The sequence below is a fragment of the Halorubrum ezzemoulense genome (assembly GCF_004126515.1).
Taxonomy (GTDB): domain Archaea; phylum Halobacteriota; class Halobacteria; order Halobacteriales; family Haloferacaceae; genus Halorubrum; species Halorubrum ezzemoulense.
Map to the genome: position 1 here is coordinate 1,940,220 of NZ_CP034940.1, position 16,045 is coordinate 1,956,264.

Consider the following 16,045-nt stretch of genomic DNA (forward strand, 5'->3'; position numbering starts at 1 on the left):
CCGAGTCGCCACAAAGGTTATATCTGCCCTCGGCCAAGGGACAGATATGAGCAAACACTTCGAAGACGCGCGGTACTACCTGGGTCGGGCGACCGAACACGCGAAGGCGGGCGTGGTAGAAGAGTTAGAGCCGGTCGAAGCCCGCGTGAAGGAGCTCGTCGGCCGGGAAGACGAGGAACCAGAGCCGGAGCCGTCGCGGCTGGACAAGCTCCAAGCGGACCTGGAGGACCTCGAAGAGCGCGCCGAGGGCGAGGCCCGCGAGGCGGTCGCGTCCGCCCGGAAGCGCGTCGCGGAGTACCGCGGCAAGGACACCGCCGCCGAGTAGTCGCGCCGCGTCCTATCGGATCGGCGGCTCCGCTCCGGCGGTTTCGTCCCCACCGATCCGTTCGTCAGCGGGAACCACCGCGTACTCGATGCCCGCTTCTTCGAACAGCGACCGCACCCGTTCGATGCCCCGCTGTGCGTCGACCTCCGTCGCGCGGTAGTGCCGGACCGGGTGGCGGATCCACGACGGCTCCCAGTGGGCGTACACGTCCGTGGTCGAGCGGTCGGGGCCGACGTACAGCGCGAGGTGGAGCTGGTCGTCGCTGGCGAGCGCCCCCTCGGGGTACCACGCCCAGCTCGCGACGGTCGTCTCGGGCGGCGTCTCGTAGTCGCGGTACTTCAGCGAGGAGACGAGGTTGCGGACGAACCCGAGCCGGTGGAGCTGCGCTTCGACGAGGGGAAACGGCTCGCGGAGCGTGAACGCGTACTGCTCGCGCGGCGTCTCGCGCTCGGCGTAGAGCCCGACGAGCGACAGGGGCGCGTGGAGGAGGCTCGCGACGCTCTGTCGGACCCGTTCGAGGAACCGGAGTTCGTGGGTCACGGCGGGGGATCCGAGCGGGTCCGGGATGTACTTTCCGCGTAAGGTAACTCTTAAGTCCGGAGGTCGGATACCTCGAAGTGAGCGGGTTGGTGGTCTAGCTAGGTTATGACGGCTCCTTCACACGGAGCAGGCCGGCGGTTCGAATCCGCCCCAACCCATGCGTCTTCCTGCGGTTTCTGAAGTAGACAGCCTTCGCTGTGTCATTCAGTCTGGGGAGATAGCTCTCTTTCCAGCTATCTGTGTTCAGTGTACTGGGTCGGTCAGGCCCTTCGATCAAAATAAGTCTGTAATTCTTGTCAGCACAAAATCACAAACCGACAGTAACAACCAATGATCGGTCACAGCCGCCAAGGTCCTCTATCAGCTAGCAAACGTGGCTCTGTTGAATGCTTCTAAAGACGAAGTGGATATCGTACTGTCGCAAACGCCCAGTTCATTCGGCACCCTCTGCGAGGGGCGTAGCTATCCCGAGCAGATCCGCGCTCGCATTCCAGAGACGCTGCGCCGCATAGGTGCCCTGTGCCGGAGCGGACGGCTGTGTCGGCCGTTGATCGCTGAAGTATCGTCCAGAGATCGTCGCTGTCCGCGGCGAGAGGGCGGGCACCAGAATCTCGGCCGCCCCCTCGGCAACGCTCGTGACGATCGGCAGACCATCGAGCGCTTCGAGGACGCGGGGGATCGGTCCAGGGAGGAACCGACTGAACCCGCTTCCCGGGATCGCACCGGGATGGATGCTATTCGAGACTACGTCTCGGTCGGCGGCGTCGAGCCGTCTAGCGAGTTCACTCGAGAAGAGAATATTCGCGAGCTTCGAGTGGCTGTACGCCCACATGCCGGAGTACTCGTCGAGCGTCTGAACCCGCGAGAGGTCCAGTGACGTCCCCTGGTGCGCGGCCGAGGCCGTCGTGACGATTCGACTGCCGGCGGTGAGATGGTCGAGCAGCTCCGCGGTCAACAGATACGGGCTGAGGTGGTTGACGTGGAACGTGTACTCGACGCCGAGGTCGGTGAGCCGCCCGCTTCGGAAGAAGCCGCCCGCGTTGTTGATGAGGAGGTCAAGGCCGTCAGTCGTCCGGCGGACGGTCGCGGCCAGTTCTCGGACGGCGTCGGGGTCAGCGAAATCGGCCCGAACGAACTGACCGTCTGACCCGAGCGCGTCGAGTTCGTTCACGACCGCCGCCCCGGCCTCCTGATCGCGACCGTGGACGATGACATCGGCACCGAGACGCCCCAACGCGAGCGCCGCAGCGCGGCCGATGCCGCTCGTCGAACCGGTCACGAGCGCTCGCGTTTCGGAACAGTCCATGTCCGCAACGCCCGCGATAGCTTCGGGCTGCGTAGTCATACGAACCATTCGTCCTATAGGCACTTGAGGCCGTCTGCCCGGGGGCTGGCGACACGTCCAATCATGTTGAACTTCATCGCGGTCGGGGTGGTGGGGTGGCTGGTCCAGAACCCGTTCCGCGGCGAAGGCAACGCGGCCCCGAACACGGAGCGAATTCCGGAGTACGTCTCCCTACCCGGCGTCGTGTTCGACAGTTCCGGCTTCTCGATCGTCGGGCCCGGAATCGCGCTCGCGACCGTCGTCGTGATCTCCGTCGTGGTGGAGCGCAGCCGATTCGGATACGACATGGTGACGAGCGGCCACCAGGAGTCGGCGGCGACGTACTCGGGCGTCGACGCCGAACGGACCGTCGTCTCGACGATGACCCTCTCGGAGGTGGTGGCGGGAATCGCCGGCGCGGTGTTCGCAATTATGATCCAAGGCTGCTACACCGACCTGAGCGGCATCGGGACGTACGGGTTCGACGCGATCGCCGTGAGCCTGCTCGCCGCGAACAACCCGATCGGCATCGTCCCGGCGGGACTACTTTTCGGCGGCCTCGAGTCCGCCGGGTCCCACATCGGGATCTACACCGACCTTCCGGTACAGCTCATCGACGGGGTCATCGGGCTCGTCATCCTCTTCGTCGCCGTGCCGGAACTGTTCCGGACGGCCGCCGTGCGGACCGGGGTAGGGGGTGACCGCCGATGAGTCTCGCGGGCTACGCAGACGGCAACCGACTCCGGATCGGGGACGGTGCCGCCCTCGTCGCCGCGGCCGTCGCGGTGGCCGTCGCGCTGGATCTACCGATCGTCGAGATCGTCACGATCGGGTTCGTGGAGCGCTCGCATCAATCCGCGACACCGATCGCGCTGACGGCCATCGGCGGTCTCTACGCCGAGAAGAGCGGCGTCTTCAACATCGGCGTCGAGGGGTTCATGATCTTCGGGGCGGCGACCGCGGCGACGACGATGTGGATCATCAGCGGGGGCGATCCGGGGCAGAGCGATATCTGGCTCGCGATCCTCGCCTCGGTGCTGGTCAGTCTCGCGTTCGCAGTGCTGTTCGCGATCCTGTTGATCAGATACGAGGCGGACCAGATCGTCGCCGGGTTGGCGCTCTGGTTCGTCGGGCTCGGCTTCGGGCCGTTCATGGCGGTGCTCGTCTGGGACAGCCGAAACAGCCCGAGCCTCGAGAGCATCGACAACCTGGCTATCCCCGTGCTCGCAGACGTCCCCGTGCTCGGTCGGATCCTCTTCGACGCGTCACCGCTCGTGATGATCACGGCCGTCGTGGCCGTGGCCGCGTGGAAGTTCCTCAACGACACGAGGTACGGATACTGGATCCAAGCGGCCGGGGAGAACCCGGAAGCGCTCGACACGGCCGGCGTCGACCTGACGCGTGTTCGATACGCGGCAGTGATCTTCTCCGGCGTCATGGCCGGCCTCGGCGGCGCGGTACTGCTCGCACAGGCGGGGTCGTTCACCGGCACCGGTGACACGATGGTCAGCGGCCGCGGCTGGATCGGCATCGTCGCCTACCTGTTCGGGAACTACAACCCGCTCGGAGCGGCCGCCGCAGCGCTCGTGTTCGGGGGCTTGGACATGTTACAGATCCAGCTACAGACGGTCGGCATCAACGTCCCGAACAGGCTGGTTAATCTGTTCCCGTACGCCGGCGTGATCCTCGTCCTGACGATCTGGGGCTCCACGCGGACCCCCTCCGCCGTCGGCGAGACGTACGAGAGCGAGGAGTGAGCACCGACGGGCGAGTGCCCGTTCTCGGTGTCTGATCACGGTTATAGAGACGGCAAGGCGAATACACCCGCCTTTAGGCGGGTGATGAAGCCGACATGGTGGGAAGCTATCCACTAGCCGAACGTCTGTACAGAGTTTCACAGACGGAGATTTAACTGACAGGCCGCTCTATCTGAAGGTAGGAATCGGTCGGAACGGAGCGGATTCCGGACCGTCCTTCAGAGGCGGCCTGTCCGCCCGCGTAACGAGACAGTATCTGAAAGGCTAGTCGGTGAACGCTACATCCTCGAAGGGTGTGTCTGTGCCGACCGCTCAAAGCACGCGACACGATATCCCCAACTCCGCTGACGCCTGCTGGCGCCCCCGTGGCAAAAACAACATTGGGACGCCATACATGGTCGAGGATAGGGGTAACGGCGGCTTGGCACCGCCAGCAGTCCACCACATCGACGCTGTGGGACTACCCGTGCCCGAAAGGTGTGGTAGTCCGGTGATCGGACTGGAAACCTGAAACTCCCACCGCTCGGGATTCCTCCGCGTTTACGCGGAGGAGGATGTCAATACCACGGTCGAGACCGGAGGCGCGAGGCCGACATTCGCTCATAAACACTACCCGAGTGCTGCGTCTTGGTTCACGTTCAGTTACATTTCTATAGGGGACTTATTACTATGTAATTATATATCTAACAGTAAGGCGTCACATGAGCGAGAAAGTGAACTCAATCCGCATTTTACATGTCGACGATGATCCCGACCTTGCGGAATTGGTCAGTACCTATCTCCGAAGAGAGGACAGTCATTTCGAGGTCGTATCCGCGGGGAGCGCGAGTGACGGACTCGACACACTCGCTGAAACGGACATCGACTGCGTTGTTTCCGACTACGACATGCCGGAGCGGAACGGGATCGAACTTCTCGAAGCCGTTCGCGAGCGGGACGCCGATCTTCCATTTATACTGTTCACGGCGAAAGGAAGCGAGGACATCGCGAGCGATGCGATTTCGGCGGGCGTTACGGATTATTTACAGAAGGGAGTCGGCACCGATCAGTACGCCGTTCTGGCCAATCGGGTCCGAAACGTCGTCGACAAGTGGCGGGCCGAGCGGGAGGCCGAACGGACCAAGCGGCGCCTCGAGGCGATCGCCGAAAACTCAAGCGACGCCATCCTCACCGTCGACTCCACGAACACGATCCAGTTCGTAAACCAAGCGACCGAAGACCTGTTCGGGTACGACCCGGAGACCCTCAGAGGCGACTCGCTGTTCACCTTGATACCGGAGCGGTATCGAGACGGCCACCGGCAGGGAATGGAGCGGTTCCTGGAGACGAACGACCGGTCGCTGGACTGGACGGCGATCGAATTCTCCGCCCAGCATCGAGAGGGACACGAGGTGCCGGTCTCGATATCGTTCAGCACGTTCAACGAGGGCGGCGAACGCAAGTTCGTCGGCGTTCTCCGAGACATCTCGGAGCGTGTTCGGATGGAAGACGAACTCCGAGAGCGAGAACGGCGGTTCCGGCAGATGGCCGAGAACATCCAGGAAATGGTCTGGATGACCGACCCGACGAAGGGTGAAGTACTCTACGTCAACCCCGCGTACGAGGAGATTTGGGGCCGATCGCCCGACGCGCTATACGAGGACCCGCAGTCATTTGCGGACGCCATCCATCCGGAGGACCGAGACCGAGTCGAAGAGATCCTCGATCCGCAGTCGACTGGCTCCTACGAGGAGGAGTACCGCATCGTCCGGCCGAACGGAGAGACGCGATGGGTGTACGACCGGGCCGTTCCGGTGAAAAACGAGGCCGGAGAAGTGTATCGGACCGTCGGTATCGCCTCGGATATAACTGAGCGGCGAGAACGCGAGCGTGAGTTTGATCGCGTCGTCGAACTCCTCGATCACACGGAACGGGTCGCCGATGTCGGCGGCTGGGAGGTCGACCCGAAGACGGGAGACGCGTTCTGGTCCGACCACCTGTTCGAGCTCATCGGCTGGGAGGGCGACCGAACGCCCTCACTGGAGGACGTCGTCGACAGCTACGTCGAGGAAGACCGGCCGAGGGTTGAAGCCGCGGTCGAAAACGCACTTACTCACGGGGAATCGTTCGCGATAGAGGCCCGCCTCCAGCGGTCTAACGGCGAGGATCGGTGGATGGAGATCCGCGGCGACCCTCACGTCGAAAACGGTGAAGTCACGACGCTCCGAGGGGCCGTTCACGACATTACTGAGCGGAAGCAACGAGAGCGGGCGCTTCACGAACTGTACGACGTCACTTCGGACCCGGATCTGTCGTTTGACGAGAAGGTACAAGCGCTTCTGCGGCTCGGTCGGAGGGAGTTAGGAACCGAGTACGGGACCCTCTCGAGCATTCACGACGACGAATACGTCTTCGAGTTCGTCGACACGGACCGTGAGACGATCCAGCCCGGCGACGTAGTTCCGGTCTCGGCGACGAACTGTGAACTAGTAGCGAGCACCAGACAGACGGTCGTGATCGGCGACGTCGAACGGGATGCGCCCGAGGAGACCGGCCGGGCGGGATTCACCGAGTGGGGGATTTCGTCGTACATCGGAGCCCCAGTGTTCGACACCGGTGACGTGTACGGGACGTTCTGTTTCTACGACACTGCGGCCCGGGCCGATCGGTTCACGGACTGGGAGGAGACGCTGGTTGACCTGATGAGCAACTGGGTGACGGTGGAACTCCAGCGAAAGCGGACGACGGAACAGCTCCGAGATCAGAACGAGCAGTTGAGCCAGTTCGCGTCGATAGTTTCGCACGACCTACGGAACCCCCTGAACGTCGCGAAGGGCCGACTGGAGTTGGTACGAGAGGAGTACGACGGTGAGCATATCGACGCGGTGCGCCGGTCTCACGAGCGGATGCAGGACTTGATCGACGATCTGCTTGCGCTCGCTCGCGTCGGAGAACAGATGGGCGAGTTAGAGCGAGTGAACCCGGCGGATGTAGCCAGCGATTGCTGGCGGACGGTCGCTACCACTGAGGCGACGCTCAGAACGGCTATCAGCCGGAGTGTTCGTGCCGATGAAAGTCGGTTTCGCCAGTTGTTCGAAAATCTCATCAGTAACGCGATCGAGCACGGAGGCGAGGACGTGACGGTTACCGTCGGGGAACTGGACGACGGGTTCTACGTCGAAGACACCGGTGTGGGGATTCCGGAAGAGAACCGTGACAGCGTGTTCGAACCGGGCTACTCCACCACGCGAAACGGGACCGGCTTCGGACTACACATCGTGAATCAGGTGGTGAAAGCACACGGATGGGACATCCGGGTGACTACCGGAGCTCGGGACGGCGCCCGGTTCGAAGTCACGGGCGTCGAGTTCAGTTCGGAGTGACCTGTCACGGGTTCAGCTCCCGAGGCGTCGCCCCGCGACGCGGAGCGGCACGGCCTCTCAGGACTGCTGGTTGGGGAAGACCATCACCGGTACGGCCGCCTCCCGGATGAGTCGGTTCCCGGGGTCGCCCGCCAGCGTCTGCTTCCACGTGTCCATGTCGCGCGGCGTGAAGGCGACCACCGTCGCCGCGGTCATCTCGACCGCGTCGACGAGCGCCTCCGTGACCTCGCGCGCTTCGAGCGTCACCCACTCGAACTCGAGGTCGCGGCGATAGAGGATGTCCGAGAACGTTTCGTAGGTCGCCCCGGCGAACTGGTCTCGACCGGTCTTGATCGTCGTCTCGGCGTCGGTCCCCCGCGTGACGTGTGTCACGATGAGCGTGGTCCCCGCGTCGAGATGCGGCCGGATCGCACGCGCCGTCGCCTCCGCGTCTTCGGGACTCGCAATCGGGACGAGAATGCGTTCGAAGAGCTCGTCGTTCACAACGGAACTGTCTCCCAGACGAACATAACTCGTGGGGGACGTTCCCGAGGTGCGGCTCTCCGTGTGCGGCGGCCACCGACACCTCAGTCAGACTCAGTTGACCTCGATGATCTCCACGTCGAACGTCAGCGTTTCGCCGGCGAGGCGGGGGTTGAAGTCCACCCGAACGATCTCCTCGTCGACGTGAACGACCTCTCCCTGACTCCCGTTCTGAGCCTCGAGATACGAGCCCTCCTCCGGCGTCTGTCCGCCGAGCATCTCTCTGAGCTCCGCGGTCTCGAACTCCTGGACGTGTTCCTCGCTGGGTTCGCCGTAGGCCTTCTCCGGCGGGATCGTCAGCGTCTCCGTGTCTCCCGCCTCTAAGCCGATCAGTCCCTCCTCCATCCCCTCGATGACCTGCTCGGCCCCGATTTCGACCGTCAACGGCGTGTACTCTCTGTCGGGTTGCGCTTCGGCGAGCCCCGCCTCCTCGGCGACGGACTGCCGGGTGGTGTCGAACACTGTTTCGTCGTCGAGTCGGCCCGTATACTCGATCGTCACGGAATCGCCGGTATCGATCGTCATACGCGTTCGAACAGCGCCGCACGGAAAGTCTGTGGCATTGCGCGACAGGAGCCGGTGCGGCACAGTGCGGCGTCGTCGTGTCGGCGATCAGGGCGGGCGCCGACGGGTGGCTCGCTTCGTCACTGCGATCCGACCGACCGCCGGAGCGCGCGCTGTGCGCGGTACAGCGTGTACGCAACGGAGACCCCGACGAAGACTACCGCCGCACCGACGGCAGCGAGCACCGGACCGGACGCCGGCTCCTTCAGGTCGTCGCCCGTGCCGCAGTTTCCGCAGCCGTCGTCGCCGCAGTTCCCACACCCCGGCGCGTCCGTCGAGTCGTCGTCCGCCGAGTCGGCCGTCGATCCGCCCCGGTCGGCCGCGGTGGCCTCGTCTGCGTCGGGGGTGGCACTCGTCTCGTCCGGTTCGCGAGAGACGCCGTCCGGCCGCGTCTCGCTCGGCGTTTCGTCCGGGCCGTCGTCCGTGGCGACCGGCCCGGCGGTCACTTCGACCGAGTCCGTGGCCTCGCCACCCGAGTCGTCGGGCTCGTCGAACAGGTGCGGCGCGTGCGAGCGGAGCGCCTCCAGCCCAGCCTCGATCTCTTCACGGTCCTGGTGGCCCACCGCGAACTCGGACAGCTCATCGACCATCTCGCGGGCGCGCTCGGATCGGTCGTTCTCGACGTAACTCCGGGCGGCGTCGAACATTGCCCGGCCGAGCCAGTGTGCGAACACCGGGTTCTCGTACCGGTCTTCGAGCGCTTCGAGGCGTTCGAGCTTCGTCTCGCCCGCGTCGATGTCGCCGTCGAAGAACGACGCCCGCGCGGAGAAGAACGCCGCCACCGCCGCCCACGTCGCACTCGACGGCGTCGAGAGTCGCTCGTGGTGCGCGGCCGTCTCGCTCGCCCAGTGTTCGACCCGACTGATGTCGGCCGCCTCGAAGCCGGCGCGCGCGGCGTTCGCCGTCGCGACCGGGAGCCAGCGGGTGATCGACTCCTCCCGGGCCGGGTACCGGTCGGCGAGCGCTTCGATCCGACCGATCCGGTCCTCGATCGCTTCGACGTCCGTCCGCTTGGCGTCGGCGTTTGTTCGGCCGGCGAGGACGCCGGCCAGGCCGGCGGCGACGTCGCCGTCCGGGTGAGTTCGAAACAGCTCCTCCGCGCGGGCGACGCGGTCACCTTCGACCGCCGAATCGGGATGGTCGTCGCCCGTGTCGGCACCGGCGTTGCGGCCCAGCGGCACGTCAGCGGTCTCCTCGCTCTCGGGTTCCTCGCCGAGGTACAGTTCCGCGTGAGCGTACGCCCGCAACAGCGCGGCCGCGACGTCCGGCTCGGGATGCGCGTCGTACAGCGTTTCGAGACGGTCAACCAGGGGTTCGATCCGATCGCGGCGATCCCCCTTCCCGTTCGCGTGGATCGTCTCGGCGGTCGCCCGAGCCAGCGGCGCCGCGATCGCCGGCTCGGGGCGGCGGTCGTACAGCGTTTGGATTCGGTCTCGGTACGCCTCGATGCGGCCGGGGTCGATCGCGGTCTCGTAGAGGTCGTCACGGTCACGCACGCTCGTCGCGTTCGCGAGGGCGTTCGCGAGGTGGACCGCCGTGTCGTTGGCTCCGCCGTGGCCGCGGAGCCGGTCCAGCCGCGCGATCGTCTCGGCCTCAGCGTCGAACGCTCCGCGTTCGCCGTAGGCGTCGGCGAGCGCGACGAGGGCGTCGGTCAATCGCGCGTGATCGTCCGGGCTCCTCTCGGCCGGTTCCGTCGCGGCGATCGCCTCGACGCGTCGCTCTAGCTCGTCGACAGACCGTGTGTCGCTGGCTACCATATGTGTTGACTTACCCTTGGCGTCTTCCGACGTAAACGCTCGCCTTCGAGCGTGGCGTCACCTGCTGTCGTTTTCCCCGCGCGTCCCGCTCCGTGCTGCCGAGCAGTTTCCGGTCGTCAGGCACTAGCGCTGGCTGCGTCGGCGCTCCGCTTGAGCCTGATAATGAGACTAATCAGGAAGGTCCCTATCATCACCAAGAGCACGTTGACGGCCCCTCGGATTGCCGGCGCCGGGAGCGAGGTGACGGTGGCGCCCTGTATAACGCTCACCGTCCCCACACAGATCAGCACGGCGATCACGTAGGTGACGGTGGCATCGAGGACGGTCCCGTGCGTCAGCCGACGCGCCCGAATCGCCTGTCCGAACGAGACCCCGTAAACGGTGAACGCACCGGCCGCGGTCGCGACGATCACCTCCGCGACCACCGTCGGCCCGAGCCAGACAACGAGCGGGAACTGGATTAAGGCGAGCAGCATGAATCCAGTCTCGATCCGTCGGGCCGTCGACAGCGAGATCCGGGTTCCCTCGGTCGATGTCGCGGGCTGAGCGTAGTACAGTTCTCGGAGTGACAAGGCGAGGAAGACGGCAAAGAACAACTGTGAAAGGAGTCTGAACGCGACGAGAACCGTTCCAACTGCCGGGCGAGTCGTCTCGGCCAGCAACAGCGCCGAGAACACCCCTCCGACGGCCGTCGACAACGCGACGTACCGCCACACGAGCGTGTCATGCGGTTCGTGTCGCGCTGTTACCAGCGCGTACCGCGCCGTTCCGAGGCACGCGGCCAGCACGAGGACGAGGGCGACGAACCGAGTGACGCCGACCCCGAGTACCGGTGACGAGGTACTAACGACCGCTGGTCCCGGCTCTAACGCGCTCGACCCGAGAGTCGCCGTCATCAGTTCGTTCCCGCCACGTTCGACGACGCGGTCACGCATTGCTGGTCACGATAACAAGTCTCGTTTGAACGCTGCCACAGAGGCGTATCGCTCCATCTTTGCTGTTCTCAGCGACTTCAGCAGGACTGTGGACAGTCCTTCGGGGATACCGGTCACGACGTCTCGCGTGTGAACGGTCCCGTCGTCGCGGGTCGGCGCGGCGCCCGTCAGTAGCTCGTGCCCGATCATACCGAGCCCGTAGATGTCGGTCGCAGTGTCGACCCCGCCGAATCGGTCGGGAGCGACGTGTTCCGGTGCCGCGTACGAGTCGGGTATCTCGGAGAACGTAGTCTCCGGCCCGAACACTTCCCGCAGTCCCCAGTCGCTGACCCGCGGAAAGGCCCACGCGTCAGGGTCTTCGACGGCGTTGACCGCAGTAATCACGCCCGGCCACATCGCACCGTGAAGCACGCCCGCAGCGTGTGCGTACTGAACCGCGTCGGCGATCTGTAACAGAATCCACCTGGCTTCAGCCGGTGAGACCGGCGTCTCTCTCTCGGTGAGGAGCCCCAGTGCGCCCCGCTCAGAGACGAGCCACGGTACGGGGCGCGTTCCAGCGTCGACGACGCGTGCGACAGCGTCATGATCGTCGATCCGACGCCACCGCTCGATCGCGTCCCGAAAGGCGTCGTCATGCATACCGCTGGCGATCACACCCCGGCGGCACGTCGCTGTGAATTCGCGCCCGCTCGTCGCGAATTGGATGCGCTCGGCGTCTGAATCGCCGGCTGCTTCAGCAGCCTCTCTTGACCTGTGTTCGGTCAGCGATCGGTCGAGTCGGGGTGGCTTCGCAGGGGGCTCGTTTGGGGGATGTCCGGGCGTCGGCGACGCGTCCTCGCCGTCCGCGGAGCCGGTCGACTCCTCCCGGCCCGCCGCGACGGCGGGTTCGGTCGGTGAGATCGCTTCGTCCCCTTCGTCCGCGATCACTGACCCGCCGGATTCGAACTCGGGGGGTTGATAGCCGGCGACAGTCCGGATGGCAAGTGACTCGTCAATCAACCCGGCTTCGACCGCCCCGTCGATGATCTCGGCGACCGCCTCCTGGTTGTGGTCATCGAGCACCGCGAGAGTTCGAAGCGCGACCGACCGGGCCGCTGGATCGCGAAGCGCTCGTCGGAACCGTCCGGCACAGGCGTTGACGAGTTCGGGCGTCTCCGCGGACACGAATCGAAGTGCCCACGACGCGGCTCGTTGAACTTCCTCGTCGTCGTGCTCGAGCTGCGCCACGACCCGCGCGGTCCGCGCGGCGTCGAACGATTCGGGATCTGTGAGCGCCGCCTCGAGCAGCTCGTTCGGGTCCGGCGTCAAGTCCGTTCGGTCCATGATGATACTCTACCCAACAGCACGTCGTCACGTGGTCTGCTCAACCTGAGAGAGTCACGCTAATAAATCACGCTACATCACCCACGGTCCGCTCGATCTCCACCAAACGACTTCGGGGGTCGAAGACCAAGGTGTACCGAGATGAGTGTTCCGCCCGCTACTGTCGAACGAACCTCCGGCGACCCGTTGATCGTACACGTCAGTGATATCCACGGCTACCTCACGGACACTCGAAGCGCGCTGCTCGCCGTCGGTGACTCCGGGCAGTATCCGGACCTCGTACGGGCCGATGAGTCTGACCGGCTCCACTGGGCGGACAACGATTACGTACTCGTGGTCAACGGCGACGTGATCGACCGGGGGCCGGCGAACGAGGAGTGTCTCGAGATGGTCTGGCGACTCCAAGAGGAAGCCCCGCCCGGGCGGGTCCGATACCAGTTAGGGAATCACGAGTTGGCTATTCTGCTCCCGTCGTTCGTCCGGTGGCCGGGTGCGTATTCCACCGGCCTCGACGCGGCGGACCGGCGCGAGTTTCTCCGGCGAGCCAGCGAGGGAACTGTCACGGCCGCCTTCGAGGGATATCAGTATCGCTACAGTCACGCCGGACAGAACGAGCCGTTCGACGTGACGAGGGTAAACGACGTAGTCCGGAACGCCGCGAGCGAGCTGTTGGCCGTCGACGGCGACGACAGAACGGTACAGAAGCGGCTCGAACGACGACACGGCCGCGTGTTCGCCCTCGGCAGCGACGGCGGCCGCGGCCCCGATGCCGGGCTCTGCTGGCTGGACTTCACGCACCTGGACCCGTCGGCCCCACCACAGATCGTCGGCCACACGAAGCGAGTTGACCCCGTTCGGAACGGCAACGTGGTCTGCGGGAACATCATCCGGATGAACCACCGCTCGGCAGGGGGCGAGGGCGTCCTGATCGAGAGCGCTGATTCGCTGGAGGTCGTCCGCCGAAAACCCGACGGGTCCGTCTCCGTCTCATCGGTCTGACCGGCGCGCGCCGCGCTGTAGCGAGCGATCGGCGCAGGTGGACCCGCTGCGTCTGTGCGTGACAACGCCCGCTGCGGCGACTGCCCAGTTCTACCGGTGTACGGGGCGAGCGCCGCGACGCGCGGCCCCGAGACCGTCCACGGGGCCGAAAGCGTCGACGGTGCGTTTCGGATACGGCTGAAGTGATCAGTCGTCCCCGATGGTGGCCTCAGCGTCGTCCGGTTCAGGTCCCGGTTCGGAGCCGCCGGGGTCCGGCGTCCCGCGAACGTCGCCCGCACGCCACGTCCCGCGTCGGAACCACAGCCACGCGATGACCGCCCCGGCGACGTTCGAGGCGAAGAACGCGATCCAGATGCCCCGGACGTCGGGCTGGCCGAGGAACCACAGGTCGGTCGGGAGTATGCCCTGCGAGGCCACGTAGGAAACGGGCAGCCGGATGACGGCGAGCGCCGTGATAGAGATGGCGGCGGCGATCAGGGTCTTCCCGGCGCCGCGGAAGCCGCCCGTGAACGCCCGCTGGATCCCGATGAACCCGAACGAGAGCGCGACGTACCGGAGGAACTGCGCACCGACATCGAGCACGGCCGGGTCGTCGGTGAACACCGAGACGATTGGTGTCGGGACGAAGAAGATGGCGACGCCGACGACGCCGAGGATCCCGAACAGTCCCTTCGCGGCCACGTAGTTGGCCTCCTGTGCGCGGTCGTACTTGCCGGCCCCGACGTTCTGCCCGGTCATCGTCTCGACGCCGCGCGCGACGGCGATCGCGGGGAGAAAGATGACGGAGAACACCCGCGTTCCGATACCGAACGCGGCGACGACCGAGGTCGAGAACAGCCCCACGACAATCAGCAGGGCGTTGATCGAGAGCGCCCGACCGGTCCCCTCGATCGACGCCGGGACGCCGATTCGGAGGATCTTCCGGAGATACTGGAGGTCGGGCTTCATATCGGCGACGTTGATCTGAATCCCCCGCGTTCCCGACAGCATGATGTAGAGGCCGACGAGCATCGCCAGCGCCCGCGAGAAGATTGTGGCGATAGCGGCGCCCTGAATCCCGAGTTCCGGGAACGCGATCGGGCCAACCGCCCAACCGTTGATCAGGAACGGGTCGAGGATCACGTTGATGACGACCGTCCCGAACATGACGAGCATCGGCGTGATCGTGTCGCCCGCGCCGCGCATCAGCGAGATGAACACGAAGAATCCGAACATGAACGGCAAGCCCAGCGCGACCACCTGCATGTACGCCGTCGCGCCGGGGAGGACTTCGGGCGAGGCGCCGAGGAACGCGAGGAACTCCTCGACGAACGGATACCCGATCGCTCCGAAGATGACCGAGGCGATGAACGCGAACGAGACCGTCTGCGAGGCCGCATACTCGGCTTTTTCCGTCTCCTCGGCGCCAGTGTGCTGGGCGACGAGGACGCTCCCGGCGACCGAGAGCCCCATCCCGAGCGAGATGAGCAGGAACACCATCGGGAACGCGAAGGAGATGGCCGCCAGCGCCTCCGTCGAGTACTGGCCGAGCCAGAACGTGTCCGCCAGGTTGTAGGCGGTCTGCATCAGGTTCGTAATGACGATGGGAAGCGAGAGGAAAAACAGCGGTTTGACGATGCCGCCCTCCGTCAGGTTGAGCTCCTCTTGGCCTTTGAAGAAGCTCACGCGACCACCTCCGATCGGGGCTGCCAGCCGAGGTGGAGTTCCAGCGTGTTTTCGAGCATCCGACGCGTGTCGTCAAGCGGCTCACCGAGCGCCACGTGTCGGGCGTGTGCGCCGTTGATCGTCGTCGTGACGAGCCTGGCGACTTCGTCCGGGTCAGTCTCGGCGAAGTGTCCGCCGTCGACACCGTCGGCGACGATCTCCCTGACGACCTCGCACACGATGTCGTCGAGTTCGAGGAACCGTTCCCGGTACAGTTCCTGGAAGGGTGCTTGGGCTTTCAGCTCCATCATCGCCACGGGGAAGCCGTCGGCGGCGGGATCCGACGGTGTGAAGGCGTGGTCGAGGAACGCTGTGAGCCGGTCGCGCGGGTCGGTCGCCTCGAACGTGAGTTTCGTCTTGAACCGCTCGATCAGGTCGTCGAGGAACGCGTTCAGCAACTCCGCTTTCGTGTCGAAGTGGTAGTGGATCGCGGCGGTGGTCATCGACGCCTCGTCGGCGATTTTCTGTACCGTGAGGCCGGCGTACCCGTGCTCACACAGCACCGAATTCGTCGCGTCGATGATCTCGGATTTTGTCTCCGATCCCATTTCGTTCTGTCTCAGCTTACTAACTGATTAGTTAAGGGCCTTCTGATGCGACGGCGGAGCCGAGGAGTCGGTCGCTGCGACTGCGAGAGTCGAGTGGATCGGTGTCGTGTGCGGTATCACATCGCCGAGGCCGACCTTCGGTGTGATCCAGGACCCGGCGCCGACCGGCGGAGCGGCTAGAAGCGCGTCCGGTACGCTGTCGCCGTTGAACTCCGACGGCGCTCGACAGACCGGACCGCGTCGTACGCGTTTCCCGTCGATCGCGTTCCGCGCGTCACCCAGGCTACTCACCGGCGGCGTGACAGAAACCGTGTCAAACTTCACGTCGTGTCGCCGCAATCGTTCGCTCGACATGAATCCGGAGCTGATGGGGGTGGGGGTCGCA

At 65.1% G+C, this 16,045-nt stretch carries 14 protein-coding genes, 1 tRNA gene and 1 pseudogene; 6 read left to right on the plus strand and 10 right to left on the minus strand.

What is annotated here, in order from left to right:
- The first annotated feature begins 46 nt into the window (after positions 1-46).
- Positions 47-325: a DUF7553 family protein gene (locus tag EO776_RS09675; protein ID WP_049932917.1), complete on the plus strand. Its 279-nt coding sequence runs from the start codon at positions 47-49 to the stop codon at positions 323-325.
- A gap of 12 nt (positions 326-337) precedes the next feature.
- On the opposite strand, the gene EO776_RS09680 is transcribed toward EO776_RS09675, so the two are convergent.
- Complete coding sequence (locus EO776_RS09680) at positions 338-865, minus strand: hypothetical protein (RefSeq protein ID WP_089308729.1); 528 nt, start codon at positions 863-865, stop codon at positions 338-340.
- Positions 866-948: 83 nt separating this feature from the next.
- Here EO776_RS09680 and EO776_RS09685 point away from each other — a divergent pair.
- Positions 949-1,023: transfer RNA gene (locus tag EO776_RS09685), tRNA-Val, on the plus strand.
- 275 nt (positions 1,024-1,298) lie between these two features.
- Here EO776_RS09685 and EO776_RS09690 read toward each other — a convergent pair.
- Positions 1,299-2,210: an SDR family NAD(P)-dependent oxidoreductase gene (locus EO776_RS09690; RefSeq protein WP_094494682.1), complete on the minus strand. Its 912-nt coding sequence runs from the start codon at positions 2,208-2,210 to the stop codon at positions 1,299-1,301.
- Positions 2,211-2,270: 60 nt separating this feature from the next.
- Here EO776_RS09690 and EO776_RS09695 point away from each other — a divergent pair.
- The 3 genes and pseudogenes from EO776_RS09695 to EO776_RS09705 form a co-directional block, all read left to right on the plus strand.
- Positions 2,271-2,900 (plus strand): annotated as a pseudogene (locus EO776_RS09695) (ABC transporter permease); the annotation flags it as partial.
- Positions 2,897-3,946 carry an ABC transporter permease gene (locus EO776_RS09700; RefSeq protein WP_100050378.1) on the plus strand — a complete coding sequence of 350 codons (1,050 nt, stop codon included), beginning with the start codon at positions 2,897-2,899 and terminating at the stop codon, positions 3,944-3,946. The pseudogene EO776_RS09695 and the gene EO776_RS09700, both read left to right, overlap by 4 nt.
- Before the next feature lie 701 nt (positions 3,947-4,647).
- On the plus strand, positions 4,648-7,308 hold the full coding sequence (locus EO776_RS09705; protein ID WP_094519734.1) for a PAS domain S-box protein: 2,661 nt from the start codon (positions 4,648-4,650) through the stop codon (positions 7,306-7,308).
- A gap of 57 nt (positions 7,309-7,365) precedes the next feature.
- Here the strand turns inward: EO776_RS09705 and EO776_RS09710 are convergent, their stop codons facing one another.
- The 5 genes from EO776_RS09710 to EO776_RS09730 all read right to left on the minus strand — a co-directional run bounded on the left by EO776_RS09710 (position 7,366) and on the right by EO776_RS09730 (position 12,409).
- Positions 7,366-7,791, minus strand: coding sequence for a universal stress protein (locus EO776_RS09710; protein ID WP_049931046.1), 426 nt, complete (start codon positions 7,789-7,791; stop codon positions 7,366-7,368).
- A gap of 93 nt (positions 7,792-7,884) precedes the next feature.
- Positions 7,885-8,331 (minus strand): FKBP-type peptidyl-prolyl cis-trans isomerase, encoded by a 447-nt coding sequence (locus EO776_RS09715; protein ID WP_049931060.1) that lies wholly within the window; start codon positions 8,329-8,331, stop codon positions 7,885-7,887.
- A gap of 143 nt (positions 8,332-8,474) precedes the next feature.
- Positions 8,475-10,151 (minus strand): hypothetical protein, encoded by a 1,677-nt coding sequence (locus tag EO776_RS09720; RefSeq protein WP_094519733.1) that lies wholly within the window; start codon positions 10,149-10,151, stop codon positions 8,475-8,477.
- A gap of 116 nt (positions 10,152-10,267) precedes the next feature.
- Positions 10,268-11,086 carry a hypothetical protein gene (locus EO776_RS09725; protein ID WP_094494678.1) on the minus strand — a complete coding sequence of 273 codons (819 nt, stop codon included), beginning with the start codon at positions 11,084-11,086 and terminating at the stop codon, positions 10,268-10,270.
- 6 nt (positions 11,087-11,092) lie between these two features.
- Positions 11,093-12,409, minus strand: coding sequence for a protein kinase domain-containing protein (locus EO776_RS09730; RefSeq protein WP_099288615.1), 1,317 nt, complete (start codon positions 12,407-12,409; stop codon positions 11,093-11,095).
- A 141-nt stretch (positions 12,410-12,550) separates the two neighbouring features.
- Between EO776_RS09730 and EO776_RS09735 the strand changes: the two genes are divergently transcribed.
- Complete coding sequence (locus tag EO776_RS09735) at positions 12,551-13,408, plus strand: metallophosphoesterase (RefSeq protein ID WP_094520666.1); 858 nt, start codon at positions 12,551-12,553, stop codon at positions 13,406-13,408.
- A 186-nt stretch (positions 13,409-13,594) separates the two neighbouring features.
- Here EO776_RS09735 and EO776_RS09740 read toward each other — a convergent pair whose 3' ends face one another.
- From EO776_RS09740 to EO776_RS09750, 3 genes are read right to left on the minus strand one after another with little or no spacing between them, the layout of a single operon-like run.
- Entirely contained in the window at positions 13,595-15,073 is a 1,479-nt protein-coding gene (locus EO776_RS09740; protein ID WP_094520667.1) for an MATE family efflux transporter, read from the minus strand.
- Positions 15,070-15,660, minus strand: a complete 591-nt coding sequence (locus EO776_RS09745; RefSeq protein WP_086216523.1) for a TetR/AcrR family transcriptional regulator — start codon at positions 15,658-15,660, stop codon at positions 15,070-15,072. Before EO776_RS09745 ends, EO776_RS09740 begins: the two co-directional genes overlap by 4 nt.
- Positions 15,661-15,687: 27 nt before the next feature.
- Positions 15,688-15,984 (minus strand): hypothetical protein, encoded by a 297-nt coding sequence (locus EO776_RS09750; RefSeq protein ID WP_129452406.1) that lies wholly within the window; start codon positions 15,982-15,984, stop codon positions 15,688-15,690.
- Between the last annotated feature and the right edge of the window lie 61 nt (positions 15,985-16,045).

What these genes read in the sequence shown, in the direction of transcription:
- EO776_RS09700 (WP_100050378.1), top strand. Translation starts at nt 2,897, where the DNA reads ATGAGTCTCGCGGGCTACGCAGACGGCAACCGACTCCGGATCGGGGAC.
- EO776_RS09730 (WP_099288615.1), bottom strand. Translation starts at nt 12,409, where the DNA reads ATGGACCGAACGGACTTGACGCCGGACCCGAACGAGCTGCTCGAGGCG.
- EO776_RS09745 (WP_086216523.1), bottom strand. Translation starts at nt 15,660, where the DNA reads ATGGGATCGGAGACAAAATCCGAGATCATCGACGCGACGAATTCGGTG.
- EO776_RS09720 (WP_094519733.1), bottom strand. Translation starts at nt 10,151, where the DNA reads ATGGTAGCCAGCGACACACGGTCTGTCGACGAGCTAGAGCGACGCGTC.
- EO776_RS09675 (WP_049932917.1), top strand. Translation starts at nt 47, where the DNA reads ATGAGCAAACACTTCGAAGACGCGCGGTACTACCTGGGTCGGGCGACC.
- EO776_RS09705 (WP_094519734.1), top strand. Translation starts at nt 4,648, where the DNA reads ATGAGCGAGAAAGTGAACTCAATCCGCATTTTACATGTCGACGATGAT.
- EO776_RS09725 (WP_094494678.1), bottom strand. Translation starts at nt 11,086, where the DNA reads ATGCGTGACCGCGTCGTCGAACGTGGCGGGAACGAACTGATGACGGCG.
- EO776_RS09735 (WP_094520666.1), top strand. Translation starts at nt 12,551, where the DNA reads ATGAGTGTTCCGCCCGCTACTGTCGAACGAACCTCCGGCGACCCGTTG.
- EO776_RS09690 (WP_094494682.1), bottom strand. Translation starts at nt 2,210, where the DNA reads ATGACTACGCAGCCCGAAGCTATCGCGGGCGTTGCGGACATGGACTGT.